General features: G+C 74.3%; 2 protein-coding genes. Both read right to left on the reverse strand.

Annotated features, from left to right (window positions below):
- On the reverse strand, nt 1-4,445 hold a 4,445-nt coding region (locus ACFQSB_RS31390; protein WP_380830472.1), incomplete at its 3' end, for a type I polyketide synthase.
- A gap of 16 nt (nt 4,446-4,461) precedes the next feature.
- Nucleotides 4,462-16,560 (reverse strand): SDR family NAD(P)-dependent oxidoreductase, encoded by a 12,099-nt coding sequence (locus ACFQSB_RS31395; RefSeq protein WP_380830473.1) that lies wholly within the window; start codon nt 16,558-16,560, stop codon nt 4,462-4,464.
- Between the last annotated feature and the right edge of the window lie 74 nt (nt 16,561-16,634).

The raw sequence follows: 16,634 nt of genomic DNA on the forward strand, positions 1-16,634 counted from the left end.
GCCGGCAGACCCGCCCCACGCCGGCCCAACGCCGCCGCATCGAACCGAGCCGGCACCACCAACGGCCGCCCCGCCACCACAGCCGCATCCAGCAGAGCCAACCCCTGACCCGCGGTCAACCCCACCAGCCCGGCAGACCGCATCCGCGCCTCATCACGCACACCGATCCGACCCGCCATCCCCCGTTCCTCCACCCACGGCCCCCACGCCAGCGACACCCCCGGCAAACCAGCCGCCACCCGACCCACAACCAACGCATCCACCGCCGCATTGGCCGCCGCATAATTCCCCTGCCCGGCCCCATCCACCACCCCGGCCAGCGAAGAAAACACCACAAACCGCGCCAGACCCCCACCACGCGTCAACTCATCCAAATACCACGCCGCATCCACCTTCGGCCGCAGCACCGCCTCCACCCGACCAGCAGACAACGACGACACCACCCCGTCATCCACCACCCCCGCCGCATGCACCACCGCACACAACGGCCACACCTCACCTATCCCACCCAGCAGCGCGCTGATGGCGTCCCGATCAGCCACATCACACGCGGCGACGGTGACCTCGGCACCCAACTCGGTCAGCTCATCACGCAACTCGACCGCCCCAGGAGCATCCAGACCCCGCCGCGAGACCAGCAACAGATGCCGCACCCCATGCACGACCACCAAATGCCGCGCCACCAACGCACCCAACCCACCGGTACCACCAGTGACCAACGTCGTCCCATCAACCGGCCAGGCCGCCACCGGCTTTTCACCGGCATCCTCACCATCCACCCGGCCGACCTCGCCGGGCGATGAGACTCCACCCTCCGGGTCGACAGAGTCCACATGCGACAACCGCGGCACCCACAACCCGCCGCCGCGCACCGCCACCTCCGGCTCACCACAAGCCAGTGCAGCACGCACACCACCCGCGAAGCCGTCCTCACCACCATCGACGGCGGCCGGCACGGCACTCGCCGACGCCCCATCAGAACCGAGAGCGGCCCGCACGCCTTCCAGCGAACCCTCACCCGGCTCCAGATCGACCAACGTGATCCGGCCCGGCTCCTCCGACTGAGCGGCCCGCACCAGCCCCCACACCGCAGCCTGCGCCGGATCCGGAACCTCCCCATCGGCCACGACCACCGCACCCCGAGTCACCACCACTGCCGGCCGCGCGTCCGCCTCGGCCAACCAGCCGTGCAAGGCGGCCAGGACCGTACGCAGAGCGGTCCGTACTCGCTCGACCACATCACCAACGCCCTGGGCTCCGTCAGCAACGTCTGTGGGATCGATGACGAGCATGTCGCCGGTGGCCACCGCACCGAGGGGGGCCGACGCCGGCTCCAACTGCCGCCACGCCACTTCGAACACGGAAGGACGGTCGGTGACGGCGGCTCCACCCGATTGCGGGCGGCCCGGGGGGAACAGCCAGTAATGCCGCCGCTGGAAGGGGTAGGTGGGCAGATCCAGGTCACCAATACGGGCCCCGGCCGGTCCGGTCGTTCCGGTTCCGGTGGTCCAGGACGGCCAGGCGGTCCAGTCCACGCCGGTGCCACAGGTCCATGCCTGGCCCAGTCCGGCGACCAGTTGAGCGGTCTCGTCCCGGTCGCGGCGCAGCAACGCCACCACCGCGGGCTCACCGCCGTCGTAGCCGATCCCGCGCCCGCCATCAGCACCGCGGACCTCGGCATGGTCGCCGTCCCCGCCACCGGATTCGTCGAGGTGCCGGTCACCGGCGTTGTCGTGGTGGGCGAGGGTCTGCTCGATCATGGGCGCCAGCTGGGCGTCCGGGCCCGCCTCGATGAAGCAGCCGACCCCCTGCCCGCGCAGCGTGGTGACCACATCGGCGAACCGCACCGGGCGGTGCACATGCTCCACCCAGTAGCCGGGCTCGGTGATCTGCGACCCGGCCGGCTGGCCACTCACCCCCGACACCAGCGCCACAGTCGGCGAATGGAACACAAGCGACGCCGCCACCGCGGCGAACTCCTCCAGCATCGGCTCCATCAACGGCGAATGGAACGCATGCGACACCCGCAACCGCCGGGTGCGATACCCCTGGTTCCGCGCCCATTCCACGACCTGTTCCACCTGATCGCCGGCGCCGGAGACCACCACCGAGCCGGGTGCGTTGATCGCCGCCACGGCCACCCGGCCGTGGCCGGCCAGGACCGAGACGATCTGCTCTTCACCGCAGCCGATCGCCGCCATCGCACCACCGGACGGCAACCCCTGCATCAACCGGCCACGAGCAGCCACCAACCGGCACGCGTCCGCCAACTCCAACACCCCGGCCACATGCGCCGCGGTGATCTCCCCCAGCGAATGCCCGGCCACATAGTCGGGCCGCACCCCGAACGACTCCAACAGCCGGAACAACGCCGTCTCCACCACGAACAACCCGGCCTGAGCGAACACCGTCTGATCCAGCACCCCACCAGCAGGCTCAGAACCAGACCCAGTACCGGTCTGACCGGTCTGACCGGTGTGGCCGCCCTGGCCGAGGATGATCTCCCGCAGGCTCACGCCACCGGCCAGGCCGCTCACCACGCCGGCACCGTCGGCGGCGGTGAGCTCGGCCTCCAGCAGCGCGCAGGCCTCATCGAAAGCGCGGGCGAACACCGGGAAGGCCGCATACAACTCCCGGCCCATCCCAAGCCGCTGAGCACCCTGACCGGAGAACACCACCGCCACCCGGCCCGACCGCACCCGACCCACCACCGAGGACGGCTCCAACTCCCCGGCCGCCAGCGCCCGCAGCCGGGCCAGCAGACCCTCGCGGTCCGCCGTCGCGACCGGCACCACCACTCGATGCTCCAGGCCGGCCCTTCGGGTCAACCCGACGGCCACATCGAGCACATCGGCCTCGTCGTGCTCGGCCATGAACCCGGCCAGCCGACCGGCCTGCGCCCGCAGCGCCGCCTCGCTCTTGGCCGACACCACCACAGGCACCACAGGCACCGACGGCGCCGGCGCGGCTGTGCCTTCCGTTCCAGCCGGAACGGGCGACCTCTCCCCGGCCAACGATCCTTCGACGGCAGGCGCGGCGGTGCCGAGGGCCGACGGCTCCTCGACGGGCGGCTCTTCCAGGATCACGTGCGCGTTGGTGCCGCTGAAGCCGAACGACGACACCCCCGCCCGGCGCGGCCGGCCCTCGACCCGCGGCCACCGCCGGGCCTCGGTCAGCAGCTCCACCGCCCCACCGGACCAGTCCACCTTCGATGAGGGCGCGTCCACGTGCAACGTCCTGGGCAACAACCCGTGCCGCATCGCCAGGACCATCTTGATCACACCGGCCACCCCGGCCGCCGCCTGGGTATGCCCAAGGTTGGACTTCACCGACCCCAGCCACAACGGCGACCGCCGACCCCGGCCATAGGCGGCCAGCAACGCCTGCGCCTCGATCGGATCGCCCAGCGCCGTCCCCGTACCGTGCGCTTCGACCACATCCACATCCGCGGCCATCAACCCGGCGGCCGCCAGCGCCTGCAGGATCACCCGCTCCTGGGAGGGACCATTCGGCGCCGTCAACCCGTTGGAGGCGCCGTCCTGGTTCACCGCCGAACCACGCAACACCGCCAGCACCCGATGCCCACGACGACGCGCCTCCGACAGCCGCTCCACCACCAGCACGCCGACGCCCTCGCCCCAGGCGGTGCCGTCCGCGGCGTCGGCGAACGCCTTCACCCGTGCGTCCGGGGCCAGCCCCCGCTGCCGGGCGAACTCGGTGAACGTCTCCGGCGTGGCCATCACCGTGACCCCACCGACCAGCGCCAGGTCACACTCCCCCGTACGCAGCGCCTGCGCCGCCAGGTGCAACGCCACCAGCGACGACGAGCACGCCGTGTCCACCGACACCGCCGGCCCCTCCAGGCCGAACGCGTACGCCACCCGCCCGGACACCACACTGCCGTGCGATCCGGTGCTGAGCAGGCCCTCGGCCTCGGGCACATCCCGGCCGTAGCCGATCGCGTAGTCCGGGGCCATCACCCCGACATAGACCCCGGTGCGGCTGCGCCGCAGGCCGGACGGGTCGACGCCGGCGTGCTCCAGTGCCTCCCAGGAGGTCTCCAGGATGAGCCGTTGCTGCGGGTCGGTGGCGGTCGCCTCGCGCGGGCTCATCCCGAAGAAGTCGGCGTCGAACCGGCCGGAGCCTTCCAGGAACCCGCCGCGGTTCACGTAGCTGGTTCCGGGGCGGATCAGCTCCGGATCGTAGAGCGCGTCCAGATCCCAGCCCCGGTCGGTGGGGAAGCCGGAGATGCCTTCCCGCTCCGCGGCCACCAGGGTCCACAGCTCCTCCGGGGTGGTCACCCCGCCCGGGTAACGGCAGGCCATGCCGACGATCGCTATCGGTTCCCGGGCTCGCTCCGTCACATCGCGGAGCTGCCGCCGGGTTTCCTGGAGATCCGCGGTGGCCCTGCGCAGGTAGTCACGCAGCCGGTCGTCGCCAGACATGAGTCATCTCCCCCGTTCAGGGCGTCCCGTCCGGGCCGCCCAGTTCGCTGTCCAGCACCGCGAACAGTTCCTCGTCGGTCGCCGCGGCGAGATCCCGCGGCCGGTCGCGTGAAGCTCCGTTGCCGTCGGCACGGTGGTGCGCCTCCCGCCAGCGGCGTGCCAGCGCCTCCAGACGGGCCGCCACCGCCTCCACATCGGCCTGCCCGGGCGGAGTCTCGGCGAGCGGCTCGGCCATCGTGGCCTCCAGCCGTTCGAGTTCGTCGAGTACGGCGCGCGCCGGGTCGGCGTGCTCCGGGTCGAGTTCCTCGAGGAGGTACTGCACCAGTGCCTCCGGGTTGGGGTGGTCGAAGACCAGCGTGGCCGGCAATCGCACCCCGGCGGCGTCGGCCAGCCGGTTCCGCAGTTCCACCGCGGTCAGCGAGTCGAAGCCCAGCTCGGCGAAGGCCCGCTCCGCCGCGATCGCGTCGACGCCGGCGTGCCCGAGCACCGCGGCCACGTGCGAGCGGACCAGGTCGAGGAGGATGCGGCGCTGTTCGGCCGGGAGCAGCCCCGTCAGCCTCTCGGTCAGCGACTCCTCGGTCGCGGGCGTGTCGGCCGCGGCCCGCCGCCGCGCCGGCGCGGCCACCAGGCCACGCAGCATCGGCGGCACCGGGTGGCCGGACAGCGCGTCCGCGTCCAGGTCCGCGGCGAGCACCACCGGGGCGTCCCCGGAGATGGCGGCGTCGAAGCGGCGCAGTCCGGTCTCGGTGTCGAGTTCGCGCAGCCCGGTCGCGGCCAGCCGCGCCGACTCACCGATGCCCACGTGGGCGGTCATCGCGCTGCGTTCCGCCCACAGCCCCCAGGCCAGCGAGTGCCCGGGCAGGCCGAGATGGCGCCGATGCTGGGCGAGCGCGTCCAGGAAGGCGTTCCCGGCGGCATAGTTGCCCTGCCCCGGCGAGCCGAGCAGCCCGGCGGCCGAGGAGAACATGACGAACAGGGCCAGGTCGTGCCTTCGGGTGAGGTCGTGGAGGTGCCAGGCGCTGTCGGCCTTGGGACGCAGCACGGCGGTGAGCCGGTCGGGGGTGAGCGAGGCGATCGTGGCGTCGTCGAGGACGCCGGCCGCGTGCACCACCCCGGTCAGCGGATGCGCCGCCGGGATGCCGTCGAGCAGCGCGGCGAGGGCGTCCCGGTCGGCCACGTCGCAGGACTCGACCCGCGTCGAGGCGCCCAGCTCGGCCAGCTCGTCGCGGAGCTCGGCGGCGCCGGGTGCGTCGGCGCCGCGGCGGGTGACCAGCAGCAGGTGCCGCGCGCCGTGCCGGGTCACCAGGTGGCGGGCGACGTGCCCGGCGAGGACGCCGGTGCCGCCGGTGATCAGGACGGTGCCGTCCGGGTCGAGCTCCCGTGGCACGGTCAGCGCGAGCTTGCCGACATGGCGTGCCTGCTGGAGGTGCCGGAAGGCGTCCTTGGCGCGCCGGGCGTCCCAGATGGTGACGGGGGCCGGTCGCAGCACGTCGTGTCGGTACAGCCGCAGCACCTCGGCGAGGATCTCCTGGACACGCTCCGGGGTGCCCGCCGGGTGCTCGGTGCGCGACTGGGCCACCATGTCGTAGGCGCGGTAGACGACCCCCGGATGGGTGTCGGCCACCTCTTCCGCCCGCCGGATGTCGGTCTTGCCCATCTCCAGGAAGTGGCCGCCGCGGGGCAGCAGCTCCAGCGAGGCGTCGACGAACTCCCTGGCCAGCGAGTTGAGCACCACGTCCATCCCCGCGCCGCCGGTGGCGGCCAGGAACTTCTCCCGGAAGCCGAGGTCTCTGGAGGAGGCGAGGTGGGCCTCGTCCAGGCCGAGCGCGCGCAGCACGGGCCACTTGGCGGGCGACGCGGTCGCGTAGACCTCCGCGCCCAGGTGCCGGGCGAGCTGGATCGCGGCGATGCCGACTCCGCCCGCGCCCGCGTGCACCAGCACCCGATCCCCCGGGCCCACGCCGGCCAGGTCGACCAGGCCGTAGTAGGCGGTGAGGTTGACGATCGGCAGCACCGCGGCCGCGGCGAACGACCAGTCGTCGGTGATCGGGACGAGCAGCCGCCGGTCGGTGATGGCCACGGTGCCGGCGCCGCCGTCGACCAGGCCGGTCACCCGGTCGCCCGGCCGCAGGTCGGTGACGGCGGAACCGACCTCCAGCACCACCCCGGCGGCCTCGCCGATCAGGCCGTCGTCCTCCTCGGTGATCATGTCGAGGGCGACCACCAGATCGTGGAAGTTGATCCCCGCGACGCGGGGCGCCAGCCGTACCTCGGTGGGCGCCAGCGGGCGGGTCGCCTCAGGCGCCGGTAGCAGCGCGAGGTTGGACAGCGTGCCCTTGCCGGTGGTGGCCAGCCGCCACGGCCCGGCAGGGGGGACGAGCGCGTCGGCGTCCCGCGCCAGCCGCGGCGCGTGAACCGTGCCGGCGCGCAGGGCCAGCTCCGGTTCGCCCGCTTCGATCGCCGCCCGCACCGCCGCCCACGGCGGGTCCTGCTCATCGGTGTCGAGCAGGACGAACCAGTCGGGATGTTCCGCCTGCGCGGCACGCACCAGGCCGGCGGCCGCCGCGTGTGCCGGATCGGCGTCCTCTCCTGGGAGGACCGCCGCCGCGCGCCGCACAACCACGGCCAGCCGGGCGCCGTCCGGACGGTCGCCGGACAGCCATCCGCGCAGCGCGGCCAGGGTGGCCCCGGTGGCCGCGTGAGCGGCGGCGGCCGGGTCCTCGCCACCGTCGCGGGGCACGTGGAACACCTCGAGGCCCGGGATCGCGGCCCCGGCGGACTCCTGCCCGTGCGAGGCGGCGAGGTGCGCCGTGGCCGCACCGTTGGCAGATCCCGCACCATTGGCCGACCCCGCACCGTTAGTCGATCCCGCGCCGTTGGCCGACCCGGCGCCGTTGGCCGACCCGGCACCGTTGGCCGACCCGGCACCGTTGGCGAGCGGCTGGGCCATCGGGGCCGGGACCGTCGGCGGGGACACCGGGGGCAGCGGCGTCCAGGTGAGCCGCGGTGGCAGAACGTTCGCCGCCGCCGCGTGAGCCAGCTCGCCATCGGTCACCGGGCGCACCACCAGGGCCTCCACCGAGGCCATCGGGATCCCTCCGGGGTCGGCCAGCTCGATGGTGAAGCGGTCCGTCGTCCCCGGGCCCGATCCGTTCCGTCCATGGTCGAGCCCGTCGGCACCGGGCCGGTCGACGACGCCGCGCAGCCGTACCCGTGCCGCGGTGGCGCCCGTGGAGCGCAGCCGGACGCCGCGCCAGGTGAACGGCAGCCGGGGCGCGCCGGAGGCATCGCCGTCGAGGAGTCCCGCGGTGTGCAGCGCGGCGTCCAGCAACGCCGGGTGGATCCCGAACCGGTCCGCCTCGCCGGCGACCGGCTCGGCCAGAGCGACCTCGGCGAAGATCTCGTCGCCGCGGCGCCAGGCACAGCGCAGCCCGCGGAACGCCGGCCCGTAGCCGTACCCGCCGGCGGCCATGGTCTCGTACAGTTCCCCGACGTCCATCTGCCGCGCGTCCGCCGGCGGCCAGGCCGCGCCGGGCGGCTGCGGGGCGGGCGGCTCCGCGTCGGTGGCCATCGCCAGGGTGCCGATGGCGTGCCTGGTCCACGCGGGGGTCGGTGCGGCGCCGGCCGTGTCCGCCGACACCGGCGCGGCGGACACGGTGATCTGCCGGTGTCCGTCCTCGGCGGCGCCGACCACCACGCGCACCCGGGTCGCGCCGTCGTCGGGCAGCACCAGGGGGCGTTCCAGGATCAGCTCTTCCAGCATGTCGCAGCCGGCCCTGTCGGCGGCGTGCAACGCCATCTCCACCAGCGCGGCGCCGGGCACCACGATCCGGCCGGCGACCCGGTGGTCGGCGAGCCACGGCTGACCCGCGATGGACAGCCGGCCGAAGAAGACCAGCCCGTCACCGTCCGGCGCGTCCAGCACCGCGGCGAGCAGCGGATGGTCGGCGGAGTCCAGGCCGGCGGCGCTCAGGCCGGCCGTTCCACCCGGGGTGGCGGGCTTCCAGTACCTGTCGTGCTGGAAGGGGTAGGCGGGCAGTTCCACGCGCCGCCGCGCGATCGGCAGGACCTTCGGCCAGTCCACCGGCACTCCGCGCAGCCACGCCTCGGCCAGCGCCGTGGTGAACCGGCCGCCCTCGTCGCGGCGCAGCGTGCCCAGCGCGGCCACGTCCACGCCGTCCGCGGCGGCGGTCTCCTCGATCGCCGGAGTGAGCATCGGATGGGGGCTCATCTCCAGGAACAGCCGACGGCCCCGGGCCAGCAGCGCCCGGGTGGTCTCCGCGAACCGCACGGTCCGCCGCAGGTTCGTGTACCAGTACTCGGCGTCGAGCCCGGCGGTGTCCACCTCGGCCGCGGTCACGGTGGAGTAGAAGGGCACCCGGGCTGTCCGCGGGCGCAGCGCAGCGAGTTCGCGCAGCAGCGGTTCGCGCAGCACTTCCACCTGCGTGCCGTGCGAGGCGTAGTCCACGGCCAGCCGCTTGACGCGGGTGCCGTCCGCCCGCAGCCGGGCCTCCAGCGCGTCCAGCGCCGCGGCGTCGCCGGCCAGCACCACCGAGCCTGGCCCGTTCACCACGGCCACCGACACCGCGTCGCCGTACCCGGCGAGCACCTCGGTCATCCGTTCGGCGGGCAGCGCCACCGACATCATGCCGCTGCTTCGGCCGGACAGGCGCTCGGCGACCGCGCGAGCGCGGGTCACCACGACCCGCGCCCCGTCGGCCAGTGTCAGCGCCCCGGCCACACAGGCGGCGGCGATCTCTCCCTGCGAGTGGCCGACCACCGCGGCCGGCTCGACCCCGGCCGCGCGCCAGGTCTCCGCCAGCGCCACCATGACCGCCCAGAGAACCGGCTGGACCACGTCGACCCGGTCGAGCATCCGGGCGTCGCGCAGCGCCTCGCGCACCCGCCAGTCCACCAGCGCCTCGATCTCCGCGGCGCAGCGCTCCAGGGCCGCGGCGAACGCGGGCGAGGAGTCCAGCAGCTCGATCGCCATGCCGGGCCACTGACCGCCCTGCCCGGGGAAGACGAACACCGGCTGGTCGGCGCCGTCGTGCACGAGACCTCGGACGAGCTCGGCGGCCTGTTCGCCGGCGGCCAGCGCGCGCAGGCCGGCCACCGCGGCATCCCGGGTCTCGCCCAATACGGCCGCGCGCCGCGGCAGGCCGGCCCTCAGGGTCAGTTCCGCGGCCACATCCAGCAGCTCGGCCTCGTCGTGCTCGGTCATGAACCCGGCCAGCCGGCCGGCCTGTGCCCGCAGTGCTCCCTCGCTCTTGGCCGACACCAGCATCGGGAGCACCGGAAGCGCGGCGGTGTCCTCACCGGCCACGATCTCCGCCGACGGCACGACCGTGCCGGCGGGGACGTCCGACGGCTCCTCGACGGGCGGTTCTTCGAGGATCACGTGCGCGTTGGTGCCGGAGATGCCGAACGAGGACACCCCCGCCCGGCGCGGCCGATCCGCGTCCTTGGGCCAGGGCCGAGGTTCGGTCAGCAGCTCCACCGCCCCACCGGACCAGTCCACCTTCGAGGAGGGCGCGTCCACGTGCAACGTCTTGGGCAACAGTCCGTGCCGCATGGCCAGGATCATCTTGATCACACCGGCCACCCCGGCCGCCGCCTGGGTATGCCCGAGATTGGACTTCACCGACCCCAGCCACAACGGCGACCGCCGACCCTGACCATAAGCCGCCAGCAACGCCTGGGCTTCGATCGGATCACCCAACGCCGTACCGGTGCCATGTCCTTCCACCACGTCCACCTGCGCCGCACCGATACCCGCCGACGCCAGCGCCTGAGCGATCACCCGCTCCTGCGAAGGACCATTCGGCGCCGTCAACCCATTGGACGCACCGTCCTGGTTCACCGCCGAGCCGCGCAGCACCGCCAGCACCTGGTGCCCACGACGATGGGCGTCCGACAACCGCTCCACCACCAGCACCCCGACACCCTCGCCCCAACCGACCCCATCAGCCGCCTCGGCGAACGCTTTGCACCGGCCGTCGGCGGCCAGACCCCGCTGCCGCGAAAACTCCACGAACGCCCCCGGGGTGGCCATCACCGTCACGCCTCCGGCCAGCGCCAGATCACACTCCCCGCTCCGCAGCGCCTGCGCCGCCAAATGCAACGCCACCAACGACGACGAACAGGCGGTGTCCACGGAGAGCGCGGGGCCGCGCAGACCAAGGGTGTAGGAGACGCGCCCGGAGACCGTGGCGCCACCGGCGCCGGCGGGCACGTAGTCGTGGTACATCACCCCGGCGAACACCCCGGCGCTGGTCTCCCGCAGCGACGTCGGGTCGATCCCGGCCCGCTCCAGCGCGTCCCAGGACACCTCCAGGAACTGCCGCTCCTGCGGATCCATCTCCGCCGCCTCACGCGGACTGATCCCGAAGAAGTCCGGGTCGAAGTCGGCGGCGCCGTAGAGGAAGGCGGCCTGCCTCGCGTACGAGGTCCCCTCGTGCCCGGGCTCCGGGTGGAACAGCGACCCGAGGTCCCAGCCGCGGTCGGCGGGGAACTCGCCCACCGCGTCCCCGCCCTCGGTCACCAGCCGCCAGAGGTCCTCCGGGGAGTCCACGCCGCCCGGGTACCGGCAGGCGAGGCCCACGATCGCGATGGGCTCGGCCTCGGTGGCGGGCGCCGTCCGGGCCGCGGGCGCCGGCTCGGGCTTCGCTCCGGACCGGTCCGCCAGGAAGGCCGCCAGCGCGGTCACCGTCGGGTGGTCGAAGACCAGCGTCGCCGGAAGCGCCACGCCGACCCGCCGGCCCAGCCGGTTCCGCAGTTCCACTCCGGACAGCGAGTCGAAGCCCAGCTCCTGGAAGGCCCGGTCCACCGGCACCGAGTCGGCCGCGCCGTACCCCAGCACGCCGGCGGCCTCCGCGCGGACCACGCCCAGCAGCAGCTCCCGCCGCTCCGCCGGGGCCAGTCGGTCCAGCCGGTCGGTGAGCGAGCCCGGGCCGGCCGCGGCGGCACGGGCCGACCGGCGGCCGGCCAGCGCGCGCAGCACCGCGGGCGGCTCGGTGTCCCGGCCGCGCAGCGCGGCGAGATCCAGCCGGCAGGCCACTGGCGCGGAGTGCCCCGCGGCCAGCGCCGCGTCGAACAGGTCCAGCCCCTCCGCGGCGGTGAGCGGTCGCATTCCGGAGGCGGCCAGACGGGCGGTCTGACGGCCGTCCAGCCGGCCGGCCATGCCGCGTTCGGTCTCCCACGCCCCCCAGGCCACCGACATCGCCGGGAGCCCGGCGACGGCCCGCCGTACGGCGAGCGCGTCCAGCGCGGCGTTGGCCGCCGCGTAGTTGCCCTGTCCGGCGGCGTCCATCAGCCCGGTCGTCGAAGAGAACAGCACGAACGCCCGCAGGTCGCGGTCGCGGGTCAGCTCGTGCAGGTGCCACGCGCCGTCCACCTTGGGCCGCAGCACCGCCGTCACCCGCTCCTCGTCGAGCGCCGGGATGGTGCCGTCGGCCAGCACTCCGGCCGCGTGCACCACGGCGGCGAGGGGACGCTGGAGCGGGACCTCGTCCAGCAGGGCGGCGAGCGCGGCGCGGTCGGCCACGTCGCAGGCGGCCACCGTCACCTCGGCGCCCAGCCCGGTCAGCTCCTCGCGCAGCTCGGCCGCGCCAGGCGCGTCGAGGCCGCGGCGACCGGTCAGCAGCAGGTGCCGCACCCCGTGCTCGGTGACCAGGTGCCGGGCCAGCAGGGCGCCCAGGCCGCCGGTCCCTCCGGTGATCAGCGTGGTGCCCTCGGCCGGCCATGCCACACCGGCGTGATCCTCGGTTCGTGCGCCGGGACGACCGGCGTCCGGCGCCGCTCCGCCGGCGGGGTTCCCGGCGTCGAGGCGGGTCAGCCGGGGCACCCAGAGCCGGCCGGCGCGAACGGCGGCCTCGGGCTCTCCGGCGCGCAACGCGGCCGCGGCGGCCTCGTCGATCACAGCGCGGTCCGGGTCCAGCTCGGGGTCCAAATCGACCAGGATGATCCGTCCCTGGCTCTCCTCCCTGGCGGCCCGGGCCAGCCCCCAGACCGCCGCCTGCGCCACGTCCGGCGCCGCGCCGCCGATCGCGACCGCGCCTCGGGTAGCGATCACAAGGGTGTCCTCGGCGGAGGGCTCGGCGGCCAGCCAGCGCCGCACGCGCTCCAACGTGGCCACCACGCCGTGCCGTACCCGCTCCGGCGGGGATGCGGCCGCGGAGTCATCCCCGGCCGCGGTGTCGTCCAGGGTGGCGCTGTCATCCCAGGCGGCCACGTGCACCTCGGCCGCCACGATGGCGTCCCGCGCGGCCGGCCCCTGCGCCGCGCCGTCGTCCGCCGCGCCGTCGTCCGGCGCGGCGTCGTCCTGCGCGGCCAGCGGCCGCCACTCCACCGCGTAGAGCGGGCGCGTCGCCGCCCCGCCGCCCGGGAGGTCGGCGGCGAGCGGGCGGGACTCGAGCGATGTCACCGTGGCCAGAGGCCGGCCCGTCGCGTCGGCCAGGTCCAGCCGTACGGCTCCCGCTCCGGCGGTGTCGTCGGGGCGCAACCGTACCCGTGCCGCGGCGGCGCCGGTGGCGTGCAGCTCGACCCCGCGCCAGGCGAACGGAACCACCGGCCGCCCGTGCTCGTGCCCGGCCTCGTCGGCCGGTCGGTCCCCGGTCGTCTCCGCGTCCACTTCGGGCAGCAGGCCCACCCGCAGCGCGGCGTCCAGCAGCGCGGGGTGCGCGCCGTATCCGGTGGAATCCACGCCCTCCGGCAGCGCGACCTCGGCGTAGAACTCCTCGCCGCGTCGCCAGGCGGCGCGCAGCGCGCGGAACGCCGGGCCGTACTCGTAGCCGCGCTCGGCCAGCCGGTCGTCGAACCCGTCGACGTCCACGGGTTTCGCGTCCGGGGGCGGCCACGCGGTGAGGCCGGCGCCGTCGGCCGTGGCGGGCGCCAGAGTGCCCTGGGCGTGCCGGATCCAGCCTTCCCCGGCCGTCGAGTGGATCTCCACGGCGCGGCGGCCCCGGTCGTCCGGCGCCCCCACGGCGACCTGGACGGCCATGCCGCCCGCGTCGCCTTCCCCGGTCCCCGCGGCGGGGATGACCAGCGGGGTCGTAAGGACGAGCTCGTCCAGCCGACCGCAGTCCACCTCGTCGCCGGCGCGGATCGCCAGCTCCACGAAGCCGGTCCCGGGAAAGATCACGGTGCCGTTCATCGTGTGGTCGGCCAGCCAGGGCTGGGTACGCGGGGACAGCTGCCCGGTGAGGGTGACGGCGCCGTCCGGGTGGGTCACCGCGGCGGCGAGCAGCGGGTGCTCGACAGGCGCCTGACCGGCCGCCGACACGTCCCCCGCCCGGTGCGCCTCCAGCCAGAACCGGCGCCGCTGGAACGGGTAGGTGGGCAGGCCGACGGGACGGGGCGGGGTCTCGCGGTCGGCGAACCAGGCGGCCCAGTCCACGGTCACGCCGCCGGCCCAGGCCGCGCCGAGTGCGGCGCCGAAGTGCGCCACCTCGTCGCGGTCGCGGCGCAGCAGCGGCACCGCCGGGCTCGTGTGGCCGCCGTCGGCGAGGATCTCCTCGACCATGGGGGCGAGCTGTGCGTCCGGGCCGACCTCCAGGAAGCGGGTGACCCCGCGTCGCCGCATGGCCTGCACGCCGTCGGCGAAGCGGACCGGCCGGCGGACGTGCTCGACCCAGTACCCGGGCTCGGTGACCTCCTCGCCGGCCAGGTCACCCGACAGGTTGGACACCAGCGGCAACTCCGGGCGACGCAGCGTCAACCCGGCCACCACCCGCTCGAACTCGGCCAGCATCGGCTCCATCAACGGCGAATGAAACGCATGCGACACCCGCAACGGCCGAGTCCGGTGCCCGTTCTTACGCGCCCACTCCACCACCTGATCCACCTGATCGGCAGCGCCGGAGACCACCACCGAACCCGGCCCGTTGACCGCGGCCACGGCCACCTGGCCGTAATCGTCCAGGACCGGGGCAAGGACATCCTCACCGCAGCCGATCGCCGCCATCGCACCACCGGACGGCAACCCCTGCATCAACCGGCCACGAGCAGCCACCAACCGGCACGCATCCGCCAAATCCAGAACACCGGCCACATGCGCCGCAGAGATCTCCCCCAGCGAATGCCCCGCCACAAAATCGGGCCGAACACCGAACGACTCCAGCAGCCGGAACAACGCCGTCTCCACCGCGAACAACCCGGCCTGGGCGAACACCGTCTGGTTCAGGGCGGCGGCCGTCTCGTCGGCCTGGGATGTGGGCGCCAGGACCTCGCGCAGGCCGAGTCCGGGCGACCCGCCGGACACGCCGGCCAGCTCGGCCGTCAGGAGGTCGGCCGCCTCGTCGAAGGCCCGGGCGAAGACCCCGAAACGCGCGTACAAGCCGCGGCCCATGCCGAGCCGTTGCGCGCCCTGTCCGGAGAACACCAGGCCCAGCCGCCCGGTACGGGCCGCCTCGACGGCCACATCCGGCGGCGGCTCGCCCGCGGCCAGGCCGCGCAGCCCGGCGAGCAGGCCGTCCCGGTCACCGGCCACCAGCGCGGCCCGATGCGCCAGCGCCGCCCGCCGGGTCAACGCAGACGCCACGTCCGCCATCTCGGCGTCGGCGCCCTCGGCGAGGAAACCGGCCAGCCGATCGGCCTGCGCGCGCAACGCCGCCTCGGACTTGGCCGACACCACCACCGGCATCACCGGGGACTGCGCGGGAGGCGCGGCCGTGCGGTCAGGGGATGAGGACTCCGCCGGGACGGCCTCGTCCGGCGCCTCCTCCAGGATGACGTGGGCGTTGGTGCCGCTGACCCCGAACGCGGAGACACCGGCGCGGCGCGGGTGGCCGTCCCGCGTCCATGGCCGGGACTCGGTCAGCAGTTCCACGGCGCCGGCGGACCAGTCCACCTCCCCGCTCGGCGCATCCACGTGCAGCGTCTTCGGGAGCGTGCCGTGCCGCATCGCCAGCACCATCTTGATGACCCCGGCGGCGCCGGACGCCGCCTGGGCGTGGCCGATGTTCGACTTCACCGACCCCAGCCACAGCGGTGATCGGCGGTCCTGGCCATAGGAGGCCAACAGCGCCTGCGCCTCGATCGGGTCGCCCAGCCCGGTCCCGGATCCGTGCCCCTCCACGACGTCGACGTCCGACCGCGACAGCCCCGCCGCGGCCAGCGCGGCGGCGATCACCCGCTCCTGGGACGGACCGTTCGGCGCGGTCAGGCCGCTGCTGGCGCCGTCCTGGTTCACGGCGGAGCCGCGGATGACGGCCAGCACGGGGTGCCCGTGCCGCTGGGCGTCGGAGAGCCGTTCAAGCAGCAGCAGGCCGACCCCTTCTCCCCAGCCGACCCCGTCCGCGGCCGCGGCGAACGACTTGCAGCGGCCGTCCGGGGAGAGCACGCCCTGCCGGCCGGAGTCGACGAACAGCTCCGTGGTGGACAGCACGGTGGCGCCGCCGGCCAGCGCCAGCTCGCACTCGCCGCCGCGCAGCGCCTGCGCCGCCAGGTGCAGCGCCACCAGCGACGACGAACACGCGGTGTCCACGGTGACCGCGGGCCCCTCGAAGCCGTACAGGTAGGAGATGCGCCCGGACGCCACGCTGCGGTGGCTGCCGTGCGCGATGAATCCCTGCACGCCGCGGGGGATCCGGTCGCTCCGCGAGCCGTAGTCGCCGTACATCACTCCGACGAACACCCCGGTACGGCTGCCGCGCAGCGCCGTCGGGTCGATCCCCGCGCGCTCCACCGCCTCCCAGGTGGTCTCCAGCAGCAGCCGCTGCTGCGGGTCCATGGCGGTGGCCTCGTTGGGGCCGATGCCGAAGAACTCCGGCTCGAAGTCGGCCACATCGCGCAGGAAGCCGCCCTCGCGGGCATAGGTCTTGCCTGGTTTGCCGCGCTCCGGGTCGTAGATCGCGTCGATGTCCCAGCCGCGGTCGGCGGGCATGGGCGTGACCGCGTCCACCTCGTCGGTGACCAACCGCCACAGGTCCTCGGGCGCGGTCACCCCTCCGGGGTACCGGCAGGCCATGCCGACGATCGCGATCGGCGCCCCGCCGTCCGGGCCGACGCCCAGATCGCGCAGCCGATCCTCGGCGACGCGCAACCGCCGCCGGGACTCCCGCAGATCCGCCGTCGCTCTTTTCAGGTAATTGACAAGCTTCTCTTCGTTGTCCATTACCAACCTAGGATTAATAGGAGCGTTGAGCTCGCCAGGCTTGATGGTTCAGGAATAGTAGAAGCGTTCGCTCG

The organism is Sphaerisporangium rhizosphaerae (assembly GCF_042665155.1).
In the GTDB taxonomy this organism is placed as follows: Bacteria; Actinomycetota; Actinomycetes; order Streptosporangiales; family Streptosporangiaceae; genus Sphaerisporangium; species Sphaerisporangium rhizosphaerae.

What these genes read in the sequence shown, in the direction of transcription:
- ACFQSB_RS31395 (WP_380830473.1), bottom strand. Translation starts at nt 16,560, where the DNA reads ATGGACAACGAAGAGAAGCTTGTCAATTACCTGAAAAGAGCGACGGCG.